Here is a 14,736-nt window from a genome sequence, read left to right as displayed (position 1 = left end):
TTGGCGTTGAGTGCTAACTTAGCTGCAACCGCTCGTCGCACCACAAGTATCGCATTTCTCACACGTCCCATTCCTCACCATCGTGAAGTTCTGGCACTCGCCGCACATGTTGCCCGTGTACCCCTGAGCAATGGAGCGGATGCGGCGTTCGGCTTCCTTCTTTTTGGCTTCTGTCTTGGCAGAGGCGGCGTCTGCTGCTGCTTTGTCGGAGAAGAGAGCCGTTGCGGCCTGTTCGGATTCGGTGGCGATGGCCTCTTCGGCGATGTCTTCGGCCAGTTCCTTGGCGCGCTCCTCGTAGTCACGCTTGAAGGCGAGGACTTCGGAGGTGGAGATGGCGACGGTTGGTTCCAGCTTGCGGACCGTGTTGCCGGAGATCTGCGTGACGTTGCCGGAAGCGCGGGCAGGGGCGGCTGTTGCCGAACCCTTTGGCTCGGACGAAGAGCGTTCGCTGCTGGTGTTGGAGACCAAGGTTGGCTTGTAACCGCGTGTCCAGCCGGTGGAGACGAGGTTGGTCTTGCCTTCCTCGATGCCCTTGCCGAGTGCCGTCTGCGAGAAGTCCGACGTATCCACATGGGCCAGATCGTGACGGCCTAGATAGGAGACGGCGAGTTCGCGGAAGACGTAGTCGAGGATCGATGTCGCGTTCTTGATCGCATCGTTGCCGATGACCATGCCGGCTGGTTCGAACTTGGTGAAGGTGAAGGCCTCCACATATTCTTCCAGCGGCACGCCATATTGCAGGCCAAGCGAGATGGCGATGGCGAAGTTGTTCATCATCGCACGGAAAGCGGCGCCTTCCTTGTGCATGTCGATGAAGATTTCGCCGATGCGGCCATCACCGAATTCGCCGGTGCGCAAGTACACTTTGTGACCGCCGACGGCTGCCTTCTGCGTGTAACCCTGACGGCGGTTCGGCAGTTTTTCACGCTCGCGGCTGACGCGTTCGATCACGCGCTCAACGATCTTTTCCGTCAGTGTCACGGCCTGGGCGGCCTGTGGCTGGGCGATCAGATCATCCAATGCGTCTTCGTTGTCGTCATCTTCGACCAGCGATGCATTGAGCGGCTGGCTGAGCTTGGAACCATCGCGGTAAAGCGCGTTGGCCTTGAGCGCCAGCTTCCAGGACAGCATGTAGGCTGCGCCGCAATCTTCAACCGTTGCATCGTTCGGCATGTTGATGGTCTTGGAAATCGCACCCGAGATGAAGGGCTGTGCTGCCGCCATCATACGGATGTGGGATTCCACCGAGAGGTAACGCTTGCCGATCTTGCCGCATGGGTTGGCGCAATCGAACACAGGCAGATGCTCGTCCTTGAGGAACGGTGCGCCTTCCAGCGTCATCGCGCCGCAAACGTGCACGTTGGCCGCTTCGATGTCCTTCTTGGCAAAGCCGAGATGTTCCAAAAGGTTGAAGCTCATGTCGGCGAGCTGCTCGTCGGAAACCTTGAGGGTGTCCTTGAGGAAGTCGGCGCCGAGTGTCCACTGGTTGAAGACGAACTTGATGTCGAAGGCTGCCTTCAGCGCACCGTTGACGGCTTCGATCTTCTCATCGGTAAAGCCCTTGGCGCGCAGCGTCGAGGCGTTGACGGCAGGCGCCTGGTTGAGATTGCCATGGCCGACAGCATATGCTTCGATTTCGGCGATCTGGCTTTCAGAGTAACCGAGCGAGCGCAGGGATTCTGGAACGGCGCGGTTGATGATCTTGAAGTAACCGCCACCGGCCAGCTTCTTGAACTTCACCAGCGCAAAGTCAGGCTCGATACCGGTCGTGTCGCAATCCATGACGAGGCCGATCGTGCCTGTTGGCGCGATGACGGTTGTCTGGGCGTTGCGGTAGCCGTTGATTTCACCAAGCTCCAGCGCCTTGTCCCATGCAGCAACTGCGTGGGTGATGAGGTCTGCATCCGTGCAATCGGTGTGGATGAGCGGAACCGGGTTTACCGATAGGCCTTCGTAACCATAGGCGAGACCCTGAGCGGTGCGGCGGTGGTTGCGGATGACGCGCAGCATGTTGTCGCGGTTCGGCGCAAAGCCGGGGAATGGGCCAAGCTCGCCAGCCATTTCAGCCGATGTCGCGTAGGAAACGCCGGTCATGATGGCGGTCAAGGCACCGGCAATCGCACGGCCTTCATCGCTATCGTAAGGAATGCCGGAGGACATCAGCAGGCCGCCGATGTTGGCATAGCCGAGGCCGAGTGTGCGGTATTCGTAGGAGCGTTCGGCAATTTCCTTGGACGGGAACTGCGCCATCATGACGGAGACTTCAAGAACGACGGTCCACAGGCGAACGGCGTGTTCGTAGTCGGCAATGTCGATGTTCTTGGTCTTGGCGTCCTTGAATTGAAGCAGGTTCAGCGAGGCAAGGTTGCAGGCCGTGTCATCGAGGAACATGTATTCCGAGCAGGGGTTGGATGCGCGGATAGGACCTGCGGCTGGCGATGTGTGCCAGTCGTTCATGGTGGTGTTGAAGTGCAGGCCTGGATCGGCAGATGCCCATGCGGCGTGGGAAATCTTTTCCCAGAGATCGCGGGCTTTCAGAGTCTTCATGACCTTGCCGTCCTTGCGGGCGGTCAGGTTCCAGTCGCCATCATCTTCAACGGCGCGCAGGAAGTCATCCTTCAGCGACACGGAGTTGTTGGAGTTCTGGCCAGACACCGTGAGGTAGGCTTCCGAATCCCAATCGGTGTCGTAGGTCTTGAACTCGATGTCCTTGTAGCCCTGCTGGGCGAACTGGATGACGCGCTTGACGTAGTTTTCAGGAACCATGTCTTTCTTGGCAGCGCGGATTTCGCGCTTCAGGGCAGGGTTCTTGGCAGGGTCGAAGCAATCGCCGTTATCGCCTTCGCAATTGACGCAGGCCTTCATGATGGCCTTCAGGTGCTTGGCGACGATCTTGGAACCGGTCACGAGAGCGGCAACCTTCTGCTCCTCGTTCACCTTCCAGTCGATGTAAGCTTCGATATCGGGGTGATCGGCATCGACGACGACCATCTTGGCTGCACGGCGGGTCGTGCCGCCGGACTTGATGGCGCCGGCTGCGCGGTCACCGATCTTGAGGAAGCTCATCAGGCCGGAGGACTTGCCACCGCCGGACAGCTTTTCGCCTTCGCCGCGCAGATAGGAGAAGTTGGAACCCGTGCCGGAGCCGTATTTGAACAGGCGCGCTTCACGCACCCACAGGTCCATGATGCCGCCTTCATTGACCAGATCGTCTTCGACGGACTGGATGAAGCAGGCATGCGGCTGCGGGTGTTCGTAGGAGGACTTGGACTTGGTCAGCTTGCCCGTAAAGGGGTCGACATAGAAGTGGCCCTGGCCTGGACCATCGATGCCATAGGCCCAGTGCAGGCCGGTGTTGAACCACTGTGGAGAGTTCGGCGCAACGCGCTGGGTGGCCAGCATGTAGGCAAGCTCATCCTTGAAGGCAGCCGCATCTTCTTCGGAGGAGAAATATTTGCCCTTCCAGCCCCAGTAAGCCCATGTACCGGCCAGACGGTCGAAAACCTGACGCGCATCGATTTCAGAGCCGTAACGCTCGTCTTCGGGAATATCCTTCATCGCCTTTTCATCGGCAACGGAACGCCACAGGAAGGAAGGAACGTCGTTCTCTTCGACCTTCTTCAAACGGGCAGGGACGCCGGCCTTGCGGAAGTACTTCTGCGCCAGAACGTCTGTCGCGACCTGAGAGAACTGCGCGGGAACGTCGATATCCGCTAAGCGGAAAACGACGGAACCATCCGGGTTCTTGATCTCGCTCACGGCCTTGCGGAATTCGATTTCCGCATAGGCAGACTGGCCGGGCTTCGTGAAGCGGCGTTCGATGCGCATTTGTCTTTGTCCTCGTCCTTGGGCGCCTCTGGGCAGGGCGCAAAAATTCGCTCCAGCGTCGCGCCTTATCGCGCGCCGCCGGTGTGTGGTCATCTCAGGTGAAACCATCATCCATGGATGACGTTCCCTCTATCTCGTGGTGATTTCGGCTGCAAGCATACTATATATAGTATTAACAGTTTGTTGTCGCCATATATCCCGCATTTTGTTTTGGCAACAAAAGCCAGCTCACACACAACCGATTGCGCTCCATCCCCTCATGGCTGGAACGCATACAAACGCGTGAACTGAAACTGATGAGAACCGAAGGTGGAACACCCGATTCCGTCGCCGCCGCAACATGAGCATTACCTTGCGGATATGCAGTGATTCCGTCAAGGCCTAGTTTGCAATCGTTTGTTAACCACAAGATATTGTGTGGCGTGGCTGTGGAAAACGGGGAAAGAAAAACCACCCATAAAATTCAGTAACTTGGATGAATTTTAGAAAGTCCGATGCCGACTACCTTACCTTACGGAGGGCCCGTTTATCGCGATTTTCTCGATTTTTTCGAGTGTGGTGTACGAGCAACAACACCTGATTTCCACAATTGCCGGTTCACCACCAATTAAGTCTAGACAAACCAAAAAGAGCACCTGAATGCAGCAGCCCCTAACTGTGAAATTTGGAATACTTCAGTTGCAAATATCGGTCGTGTGATCCCAATTTCGTCGTGAAGGCTAGGAAATTTGAGACAGCGCATCCGCTTTGCGATAAGGGCGGTCATTCTCGAGGAAGTTTTTCTGCTATTTCTTGAAACTGGGCAGCGGTAAAACCCGTAAGCATTGGCATCTCCCAGTCAAAAAAAGACTTATTGGAGATCGCATGTAGGACCAGCAGCCGCACTCCCCGCATTTCCTCTGGAGAGAGGCCAGGATCTGGCACGACTGAACTTAGTTCCACGGCGATTTTTTCGGCGACCTTTCGAGGTGATGGCCCCAGAAGGATAACATCGTCGTCTCGTTCCAGTTGCTCAAGAGCGCCGATGATCGTCTGGATGATTGTCGCATTATGAGGTTCGTTCATTTTGGCAGCCGGTCAACGGTGAAGTTTGGACAGAAAGTCCATAACAGACTCGTCACCAGAGGCAACCGAAAGTCCGCAATTGGCTGCGGACTTTCCCCTTCGTCGTAAAACTTTCAATTAAATAGACAGTTTTCTAATGATTTTTTTCGACGTCGCAAACGTGAGCGAAATCAGCCCGGTGCGCCTTTGGCGATAGGCTCCTGATAGGTGAAACCCAGATCCCACGGGAAATAGATCCACGTATCCTGGCTCACTTCTGTAATGAAGGTGTCGATGGTGGGGACGCCGCTTGGCTTGGCGTAGACGCAGGCAAAATGGGCCTTTGGCAGCATTTCGCGCACTTCGATGGCGGTCTTGCCGGTGTCGGTCAGGTCGTCGACGACGAGGATGCCATCGCCTTCCTTTTCCATCAGCTCCGGCGAAATGCCCTTCAGCAGCAGCGTATCGCCCTGATTGACGTAATCATGGCGGGTAGCGATGCAAACGGTGTCAATGAGGCGGATGTTGAGTTCGCGGGAGATGATGGCTGCCGGGACGAGGCCGCCGCGGGTGATGCAGACGATGGCCTTGAACTCCTGGTTCAGGCCGGCCAGACGCCAGGCAAGCGCACGGGCATCGCGGTGAAATTGATCCCAGGAGACGGGAAAAGCTTTATCGGGAAGGGACATGGGGTGTCTACCATCTGGTCAAAATTGTCGATGGCTTTGGCTAATAGCGGCAAGAATGCCTGAAAAGCAAGCACATCGCACAGCTCCCCAACGGGTTTCTTGCCGCATTCCTAAAAAAGAACGTGTGTCTTCTACTGGTTCTTATCCACGAAAGCGCCGATGACGCGGTTTCGCCCGGCGTCCTTAGCGCGATAGAGCGCGGTATCGGCACGGCGTAGCAATTGCTGCAGGCGCTCGCCGGGGCCAGCCTGCACCACGCCGAAACTGCAGGTAATGCGACCATGCGGCAGCGGCTCCACATAGCTGGCCTGGAAGGCAGCGCGCAGGCGCTCGGCAATCTTCAGCGCAGCTTCGCCCGAGGTACGCGGCAGGACGATACAGAATTCCTCGCCGCCGATGCGGGCAGCCAGATCATAGGGCCGCAGAGAATCCTTCACGATCTCACCGACGATCATCAAAACATTGTCGCCAGAATCATGGCCGTAATCATCATTGATCTGTTTGAAATTATCGAGATCGAACAGGATGAGGGAAAGGGGCTCCTTGCCACGCTCGGCTTGCGACTGAAGAGCGGGCACCTGCTCCGTCAGCCAGCGGCGGTTGGCCAGTCCGGTGAGAAAATCCGTGGTGGCCTGATGCTTGAGCTTCTTGGTCAGCTCCTCAACCTGAAACAACATCGACTTCGTCGCATCGGTCACGATGGCGATTTCATCTGTGCCGCTGGACTGAATTTTAAGAACGCTTTTGTCCTCCGGGTATTTCTTCAGAGCCACGGCAAGGTGGTGCAGGGGGCGAATGAAGTGCCAGATGGCGAACAGGCAGACGCCGGTGCCGACAACGGTGGCCACGAGTATAAGGCCGAAGACCGGAATGGGGCTGGTATCAAAACCAAAAAGCAGATGAACAATCAAAGCAATAAGCGGAACGTGAACGCTCAGGAAAGAAACGAGGAAAATTTTTGCGATCAGCGATCGTTGGAGCATGGGCATTATCCGTCGTTTTCACAGTCGTCATCCGTTACCGCCTCGGCAATGGATCATTCTCTAAAATAGCAAGATCGAAATCAGCCTCGAAAAAAAGCTATTCGATGGCGAGATGTCGGTTAACTTATGATGGGCAACTTATTTTTCAATTCCAGATATTAAATCCCATCTTATAGGCTCCTTTTTCCGATTTTGCTATTTTAAGTGGTGCGCCACTGAGGTGTTTCCTCAAAGTGCAAAAGTACACGCTTTTAGCGCTCAAAAACGCAGGACCAGTAAGCCGGATTCGCCGCTGTCTCGGCATGGATCAGCCGATTTCCCCTCCAAAAGCTCTTATCCACAGGCAAAATAAGCCTCTGTTTTGAATGGATAATCCTTGTTTTTCAGGGCTTCTCGCCCGGTCCGTCATTTTTTTGTCAAAAGGCGCATTTTCTTGCTTGCGGTATCGAAAAGCTCTGACTATAAGGGCGCCACACCGCAAGTGTTACGCGCCCTTCGTCTATCGGTTAGGACGTCAGATTTTCATTCTGAAAAGAGGGGTTCGACTCCCCTAGGGCGTACCACTTCCTCACAAAATCCCCATTCTTCCTTGTATGTTGTCCATCGTCGTTTGCGGTCGTTGCCGTCTGCGACAGTGTTTTTTCGTGCCTGAATAGGAGGGGATATGGCGGCTCGGATCATTCTGATTGGCGGCACCTCACATGCGGGCAAATCCACGCTCGCTGCTGAGATGGCACAACGCTTGGGCTGGCGCTGCATTTCAACAGATAGTCTTGCCCGGCATCCCGGTCGGCCATGGCGGGATGCACCCGATTTCGTGCCGCCACATGTTGTCGAACATTACCGCGACCTCAGCTTGGATGAGTTGATGCAATCGGTTCTGCGTCATTACGATTCCATGTGGGATGCTCATATTCTGCCTTTGATAAATGCGCCAGATTGTTTGGTGATGGAGGGCTCAGCCCTGCTGCCAGAAAGGATTGCGCCGTTACTCTCTGATGAGGTGAGGGCAGTTTGGCTTGTCGGGTCAGATGGTTTGATCGAGCGGCGGATCAAAGCTGAAAGCGATTACGAAAATAGGGATGCAAGCGGTCGAGTGCTTATCGACAAGTTCACGGTCAGGGCGCAGGCGTTCAATCGCTTCATTGCCGATGAGGTCGCTCGCCTGAAACTTCCGAAAATCGATGTTGCAGCGGAAGACTTGTCAGCACAGTTGTTTGCTGCCCTGCGCATTGAGAGCTAACCCCGGCCAAATACGGGTTGAGTTTCGCAGTTGACCCGGCGCGCGAGAACGCGATTGTAGCACTGGCATCTTGGAGGAGATATCAGTGACATCAGGCATACCGTTTTCCCTTGTCGGCATCGATCACGTCGTTCTTTTGGTTGATGACATGAACAAGGCGCTTCGTTTTTATCATGAGGTTTTGGGCTGCCGTCCCGGCTACACCTATCCGGCGCTGGGCATGGAGCAGGTGTGGTGTGGAGCATCGCTTATCGTTTTGTGGGATATTACGCATCCGGGCGGGCAGAAGGCGGCACCGCCGGTGGCGGGTGGGCGTAATGTTGACCACATCTGCATCGCGACTGGCCCTTTCGAGCATGATGCACTGCGGGCGCATCTGGAAAGCCACGGCGTGGAAATCCATCGTGAGGCCATGCATGGCGGCGCGCGGGGCATGGGCCACTCCTTCTATATATACGACCCCTTCGGCAACATGCTGGAGATCAAGGGACCGGCGGAATATCCGGACGGGCGATCTGCTGCTGGCTAACCCTGTGGCGAACACGGTTTCATGATGGGGCGGCATGCAACCGCGAAGCTGGAATGGCGTTGTTCTGAAAACAGAATTAACGGAGCATTGACCATGTCCAGTTTCCTTCGCCCACTTGCCGCCACGTTGGCCTTTTGCGGGCTCAGCGCATGTCTCGTTCAGGAGGCGAAAGCCGAAACGGCGGTGGTGCCAACGCAACTGTCGCACTATCAGGGCAAATGGCTGGAGATTGGCCGCACGCCGATGCGTTTGACGGATGGCTGCGTCGCTGGCTTCACTATCTATAAGAAGGGTGCCGCGCCCAACGAGGTAATGGTGCAGGATGGCTGCCGCGAAGGAACGCCCCAAGGCAAACTCAAAACCATCGAAGGCATCGGCACGCTGACAGACTACAAGGCGACAAACGCAAAGCTACGGGTGCGTTATCTGCTGTTCATCACCTTCAACTATTGGGTCCGCTATCAGTCACCCGACCGAAGCTGGTTCATAAGTTCCAACCCCGACATGACCAATCTTTGGATCTATTCGCGCAACGTGCCATCCAAGAGCAGGCTGGCGGTGATGGTAAAGAAGGCTGAAGAGCTCGGATATGATGCAAGCAAGCTGGAATTTCCGAAGTTCTGAGATTGGGCTTCGACTTGGACGACAGATGCCTGCGGAGACGCAGGCATTTTTGTTTGTCGTGTCGGGTTTGAGTGGTGTTTTCGTCTCCAAAGAGTCTCGTTGGACCTGCGACTTGGTCTGACTTTTCGGCTCAGGGATGACGGATAGAGACAACGTCGCGTCTCAAGACTAATCCATACAAAAATGCCCGCGTTTCCGCGGGCATTTGCAGCAGTAAGGCCAATCCGTTATTCTACGATTGTTTCGGGGCGGCGTTCTGTGTGGGCAGCACCCATGTTGCCGCCGAAGAGCGCGGCGACGGCGCCGAGGAGCAGCGCGCCAAAGGCGACGTAAGAGCCGGTGGAGACTGCTGTTGCGGTTGCCTGGGCAGCTTCCGTTGCGCGAGTCTTGGCCTGTTCTACGGCCTGCTTATACTGGGTCTCATATTGGATGACCTGCTGGCGGGCCTGATCGACCGGGATACCCTGTGCGCGGGCCAGAGCATCGGCAGCGCGGTTGCGGGCATCGTCGGCCTGAGCCTGATCACCTGTCAATGCGGCGCGAACGGCACTGACGGCTGCATCGCGCAGAGCCTGCGGATCATTGCCGCCGCTTGCTTCACGAATGCGTTGTTCGATCGTGGAAACGGGGTCGCTGGCATTGGCAAGCGAGGGCGCTGCGGCTGTCGCCGCCGTGGCAATGGTGGAACCGGCACCGGAAAAAACGCTGGTGACGCCAGAGAATGCGCCGCCGACCAGCGCGCCGACTGATGTGGTCAGAAGGTAGAAGACGACGAGCGTGGTAACCGCCCAGGAGGTCAGACCATGCAGCGCGCCTGTGGAGCGGACGACGCGACCGGACATGCGGCTGGCAACATAGGCACCGATGAAGGCTGCGATAATGCCACTGACGATCATCCAGATAACCGAGCCCATGGAGAGCGATGCGGCGGTGGGCGTGTCGTTCTGCGCAGGGTCGATCACGCCTGCGCCGATTGCCAGGCCAAGAAGGTTCAACAGCAGGTGCAGGGAAAGGGCGATTGCCACACCGGCAAACACGCCGCCCCAGGAAATATTGGTACCAGTGTCCCGCGCTACAGGAGCGTAAACGCCTGCCGTGGATGTCGCATATCTTGTCTGATCAGTCATTTTGATCTCCTGTAACACACGCGGGTTCGCGTTGTGCCACTGAAACGGGCAGAATATGCGTTTGTTCCGCGCTAAAACAGGAAAATCTAATTGTTTTCAGTCGATTCCGTATTCAATATAATCGAGTTAATTCAACCATTTGTGGATATTTATTGAATTAATGCCAGGACGCGAAAAAGCTTAGCGCACAATTGGTTTGCGCAGCCTTCCGGCGGCATCTTGAATGTACTGCCATGCCACGCGACCGGACCGCCCGCCGCGGGTCGTTGCCCATTCCAGCGCCTCGTGGTGCAGCGTTTCGCGCGGCAGGCCGAGATCGAAATAGTCGGCGTACCCATCGATCATTTTCAGGTAATCATCCTGGCTGCATTTGTGGAAACCGAGCCACAGACCGAAGCGGTCCGAAAGAGAGACTTTCTCTTCCACCGCTTCAGACGGATTGATGGCTGTCGATTGCTCATTCTCCATCATGTGGCGCGGCAGCAGGTGTCGGCGGTTTGAGGTGGCGTAGAAGAGAACATTGTCCGGCCTGCCTTCGATGCCGCCATCGAGCGCTGCCTTGAGAGACTTGTATGCAGTGTCGTCATGGTCGAAGGAGAGATCGTCGCAGAAGAGAATGACGCGCTGATCGGATGATTTCAGAATATCCAACAGGGCAGGGAGGGTGTGGATGTCCTCGCGGTGGACTTCGACCAGCTTCAAAGCCACGCGGCTTGCGGTACGCACGTCTTCGTGAACAGCCTTGACCAGCGACGACTTGCCCATGCCACGCGCGCCCCACAAAAGCACATTATTGGCAGCATAACCTTCGGCAAAGCGCAGGGTGTTTTCGTGGAGAATATCGCGGACATGATCCACGCCGCGAATGAGCTGAAGGGCGACGCGGTTTGGGCGTGGCACTGGCTGAAGCCAGGCATTGGCGGGAACCCAGACGAAGCAATCGGCGCTATTCCAGTCGTTTACAGCGGGAGCAGGGCCTGCAAGGCGCTCAAGGGCGGCCGCAAGGCGGCGAACTTCGGAAAGCAGAGCCAGGTTTGTTTCTTCCGGTGTCATCTCAATGTCTCCTGCAAACATTCAAGGCTGCGCTTCGCACTGTATGGAGGCGGCACAACAATAGAATTTCTGCGGGTTAGCATGGCGTTTATCGCCTTGAAAGGTTATGAGGCGTGGAAACGGTACGGCGTACTGTCTGTGTCTGTTGCATTCTAGGGGATCGCAACTATATTCCGGCGGCTTGAAAGCTGGCCAGTGGCTAAGACTGTGCCCGAAAATCTGAGGAGTTCTTTATGTTCATTAGCCAAGCGTTTGCCCAGGATGCGGCAGGCACACCATCTGCATTCGGGTCTGGCCTTGAGATGCTTTTCCTGTTTGCCCCGCTGATGGTGGTCTGGTATTTTTTCCTGATCCGTCCGCAGCGCGCGCAGCTGAAGAAGCGTCAGGAAACGCTGACGGCCATTCGCCGGGGTGATCAGGTCGTTCTCGGCGGCGGCATCGTCGGCAAGGTGACCAAGGTCATCGACGACAACGAGCTGGAAGTCGAAATCGCCGAAGGCGTCAAGGTCCGTGCATCGCGCAGCTACATTGCCGAAGTACGCGTCAAGGGCGAGCCGGTGAAGACCGAAGCGCCTGCAAACGCCAAGTAATAATAAGCAGGTTGCGGCAAACGCAGCCTGGGTTCTGACACCCAACCTTGACCGAGACCTAAATGCTTCATTTTTCCCGCTGGAAAACAGCCTTCATCTGGCTGGCCGTGCTGATAAGCGTCGTTATCGCTTCTCCAAACCTGTTTACCGACAAGCAACTGGAGGGCATGCCAAACTGGTACAAGGACAATAAGGTAACTCTAGGTCTCGACCTTCAGGGTGGCTCCCACATCATGCTCAAGATCGAGCGTTCCGACATTGTGAAGGAACGTCTCGAAACCATCGTCGGCGATGTGCGGACCCAGCTGCGTGATGCCAACATCAAATATTCGGGCCTTGCCGGTAACGGCCAGCAGGTGCAGGTTCGCATCAGTGATCCGGCCCAGTATGAGGCCGCAAAGACCGCGCTTCGCGATCTGACGCTGCCCGTATCTTCCGGTACCCTGGTTGGCACGTCGATCACGGAAGTGACGATGAGCGATGGCGGCGATAGCCTGCTGCGCCTCAACCTGACCGATGACGGCATCAATTACCGCCTGTCTTCAGCTGTTTCGCAGTCCATCGAAGTCGTTCGCCGCCGCGTGGACGAAGTCGGCACGACCGAACCGCTGATCCAGCGTCAGGGTACAGACCGCATCATCGTGCAGGTTCCCGGTCTGCAGGATCCGCAGCGTCTGAAATCGCTGCTGAACCAGACTGCCAAGCTTTCCTTCCGCATGGTCGATACGTCCATGCCGGTTCAGGAAGCTTTGAATGGCCGCCCGCCGGCCACATCTGAAATTCTCTATTCGCAGGACGATCCGCCGGTTCCTTATCTGGTGGAGCGCCGCGCACTGGTATCGGGCGACAACCTCGTCGATTCGCAGGCCAGCTTTAACCAGCAGACCAACGAGCCGGTCGTTACCTTCCGTTTCGATAGCCGCGGCGCACAGCGTTTTGCGCAGGCAACCCAGCAGAATGTCGGCAAGCCTTTCGCCATCGTTCTCGACAATCAGGTAATTTCCGCCCCTGTGATCCGCGAGCCGATCATCGGTGGTTCCGGCCAGATTTCCGGCAACTTCTCGGTTCAGGGCGCAAACGACCTTGCTGTTCTGCTGCGCGCCGGTGCGCTTCCGGCAACGTTGACCGTTGTCGAAGAACGCACCGTTGGCCCGAGCCTCGGTAGCGACTCGATCAATGCCGGTCTGATGGCCAGCGCCATCGGCGCCGTTGGTGTCGTGCTGTTCATGTTCATTTTCTACGGCTTCTTCGGCCTTCTGGCGAATATCGCGCTGATCGTGAACATCGTCATGCTGCTGGCGGTGCTGAGTATCATTGGCTCGACGCTGACCTTGCCGGGTATTGCCGGTATCGTTCTGACCATCGGTATGGCTGTGGACTCCAACGTTCTGATCTATGAGCGTATCAGAGAAGAGGTGAGAAGCGGGAAACCGTTGATCTCATCGCTGGAGAACGGCTTTACGCGCGCCTTCGCGACCATTATCGACGCCAACCTGACGACGCTGATCGTTGCCAGCGTGCTGTTCTATATGGGCACCGGCCCGGTCAAGGGCTTTGCCGTGACGCTGGCCGTCGGTATCGTCACCACCGTCTTCACCGCCTATACGCTGACGGCGTGGCTGTTTGGCGTGTGGGTTCGCAAGAGCCGTCCCAAGCATCTGCCAAAGGGTATCCGCACCGCGATTTTCGACGGCAAGGACATTCCTTTCATGCGCTATCGCCGTTACGTCTTCATCATCACCGGCGTGGTGATGCTGGCGTGCATCGGCGGCTTCGTGACCAAGGGTCTGAACCTGGGTATCGACTTCCAGGGCGGTTCGGTCATCGAAGTCAAGGCCAAGCAGGGTGATGCCGATATCGCGGATATTCGCGAAAAGCTCAGCCAGCTCAACCTCGGTGAAATCCAGGCTCAGGGCTTTGGAACCTCGCAGGACGTGCTGATCCGCATTCAGGCGCAGGAAGGCGGCGAGAATGCCGAGCAATCTGCGATCACCATGGTGCGCGGCGAGCTTGAGGACAAATACGAATTCCGTCGCGTGGAAGTGGTTGGCCCTGCCGTTTCGGGCGATCTAACCTTTACCTCCACCGTGGGTATTGCTTTGGCCATGGTGGCCATCATGGCCTACATCTGGGTTCGGTTCGAATGGCAGTTCGCGCTGGGTGCGATCATCTCGATGGTCCACGACGTGGTGTTCACCATCGGCCTGTTCGTCTACCTCGGCATCGAATTCAACCTCACCAGTATCGCGGCGATCCTGACGATTATCGGTTACTCGCTCAACGACACGGTCGTCATTTATGACCGTGTTCGCGAAAACCTGCGGCGTTACAAGAAGATGCCGCTTTCGATGATCATCGACGTTTCGCTGAACCAGACGCTGTCGCGTACCATCCTGACCGGCTTGACGGTTATGCTGGCGCTGCTGGCGCTCTACCTGTTCGGTGGTGAAGTCATTCGCTCCTTCACCTTCGCCATGCTGTTCGGTGTCGGTATCGGCGTCTTCTCGTCGATCTACATCGCCGCACCGGTGCTGATCGCCTTCAAGCTGCGTCCGAATGGCAATGATGCCGAAGACGACAAGGCTGATGCCAAGAGTGGCGCTATCGGCGGCAAGCCGGCCGTCTGATGGCAGGTGGTATAGAAATACGCCCGGCCCATTTTCCCGGCCGGGCGCCCATCGATGCTTATGGCAATGGCGGCTTTCGCTTTGCCGACATGTCGCATCGCGGCTCGCTGCTGTGTCTTCCCTCCGGCATTCATGGCTGGGATGTGGAAGACCACACGATGCTGACGGTCGAGGCTTTTTCCAGGATTCTCGAACAGGCTGGCGAAATCGAATTTCTGCTGGTCGGTACGGGAGACGGCATGCGTATTCTTCCCAAGGAGCTGAAAGCCGCTTTGAAGGAAGCCGGTATTTCGGTGGATGCCATGAGCACGGGCGCAGCCGTGCGGACATATAACATCATGCTCTCGGAATCGCGTGCCGTAGCGGCGGCGCTGATTGCCGTGGAAGGCTGAAAGAGCG

The 14,736-nt window shown here is 56.6% G+C and carries 12 protein-coding genes and 1 tRNA gene; 7 read left to right on the top strand and 6 right to left on the bottom strand.

Features of this window, described 5'->3' with window-relative positions; genetic code table 11:
• Positions 1-18: 18 nt before the first annotated feature.
• The 4 genes from AC27VJ_RS10750 to AC27VJ_RS10735 all read right to left on the bottom strand — a co-directional run bounded on the left by AC27VJ_RS10750 (position 19) and on the right by AC27VJ_RS10735 (position 6,544).
• On the bottom strand, positions 19-3,828 hold the full coding sequence (locus tag AC27VJ_RS10750; protein ID WP_488684000.1) for a vitamin B12-dependent ribonucleotide reductase: 3,810 nt from the start codon (positions 3,826-3,828) through the stop codon (positions 19-21).
• A gap of 762 nt (positions 3,829-4,590) precedes the next feature.
• Positions 4,591-4,893, bottom strand: a complete 303-nt coding sequence (locus AC27VJ_RS10745) for a hypothetical protein (protein ID WP_488683999.1) — start codon at positions 4,891-4,893, stop codon at positions 4,591-4,593.
• 170 nt (positions 4,894-5,063) lie between these two features.
• Positions 5,064-5,561 (bottom strand): xanthine phosphoribosyltransferase, encoded by a 498-nt coding sequence (gene gpt / locus AC27VJ_RS10740; protein WP_488683998.1) that lies wholly within the window; start codon positions 5,559-5,561, stop codon positions 5,064-5,066.
• 131 nt (positions 5,562-5,692) lie between these two features.
• Positions 5,693-6,544 carry a GGDEF domain-containing protein gene (locus tag AC27VJ_RS10735; protein ID WP_488683997.1) on the bottom strand — a complete coding sequence of 284 codons (852 nt, stop codon included), beginning with the start codon at positions 6,542-6,544 and terminating at the stop codon, positions 5,693-5,695.
• 488 nt (positions 6,545-7,032) lie between these two features.
• Between AC27VJ_RS10735 and AC27VJ_RS10730 the strand changes: the two genes are divergently transcribed.
• From AC27VJ_RS10730 to AC27VJ_RS10715, 4 genes are all read left to right on the top strand, one after another.
• A tRNA-Glu gene (locus AC27VJ_RS10730) sits at positions 7,033-7,107 on the top strand.
• A gap of 305 nt (positions 7,108-7,412) precedes the next feature.
• Entirely contained in the window at positions 7,413-7,787 is a 375-nt protein-coding gene (locus AC27VJ_RS10725; RefSeq protein ID WP_488683996.1) for a hypothetical protein, read from the top strand.
• Positions 7,788-7,872: 85 nt separating this feature from the next.
• A complete protein-coding gene (locus AC27VJ_RS10720; protein WP_488683994.1) occupies positions 7,873-8,316 on the top strand; it encodes a VOC family protein in 444 nt (147 codons plus the stop codon).
• A gap of 93 nt (positions 8,317-8,409) precedes the next feature.
• On the top strand, positions 8,410-8,940 hold the full coding sequence (locus AC27VJ_RS10715) for a lipocalin family protein (RefSeq protein ID WP_488683993.1): 531 nt from the start codon (positions 8,410-8,412) through the stop codon (positions 8,938-8,940).
• 227 nt (positions 8,941-9,167) lie between these two features.
• On the opposite strand, the gene AC27VJ_RS10710 is transcribed toward AC27VJ_RS10715, so the two are convergent.
• Positions 9,168-10,067 (bottom strand): YrzE family protein, encoded by a 900-nt coding sequence (locus AC27VJ_RS10710; RefSeq protein WP_488683992.1) that lies wholly within the window; start codon positions 10,065-10,067, stop codon positions 9,168-9,170.
• 180 nt (positions 10,068-10,247) lie between these two features.
• Positions 10,248-11,120, bottom strand: a complete 873-nt coding sequence (locus AC27VJ_RS10705; RefSeq protein WP_488683991.1) for an ATP-binding protein — start codon at positions 11,118-11,120, stop codon at positions 10,248-10,250.
• Positions 11,121-11,353: 233 nt separating this feature from the next.
• Here AC27VJ_RS10705 and yajC point away from each other — a divergent pair, with 233 nt between their 5' ends.
• From yajC to AC27VJ_RS10690, 3 genes are all read left to right on the top strand, one after another.
• Positions 11,354-11,710, top strand: a complete 357-nt coding sequence (gene yajC / locus AC27VJ_RS10700; protein WP_113085905.1) for a preprotein translocase subunit YajC — start codon at positions 11,354-11,356, stop codon at positions 11,708-11,710.
• 62 nt (positions 11,711-11,772) lie between these two features.
• Positions 11,773-14,337 carry a protein translocase subunit SecDF gene (gene secDF, locus AC27VJ_RS10695; RefSeq protein ID WP_353575916.1) on the top strand — a complete coding sequence of 855 codons (2,565 nt, stop codon included), beginning with the start codon at positions 11,773-11,775 and terminating at the stop codon, positions 14,335-14,337.
• Complete coding sequence (locus tag AC27VJ_RS10690) at positions 14,337-14,729, top strand: Mth938-like domain-containing protein (protein ID WP_488683990.1); 393 nt, start codon at positions 14,337-14,339, stop codon at positions 14,727-14,729. The genes secDF and AC27VJ_RS10690 overlap by 1 nt, the downstream gene beginning before the upstream one ends.
• Positions 14,730-14,736 lie beyond the last annotated feature (7 nt).

The organism is Agrobacterium sp. 20P9.1.2, assembly GCF_057799395.1.
Note: the sequence above shows the minus strand (reverse complement) of the source record. Positions and strands in the feature narration are given on the sequence as shown.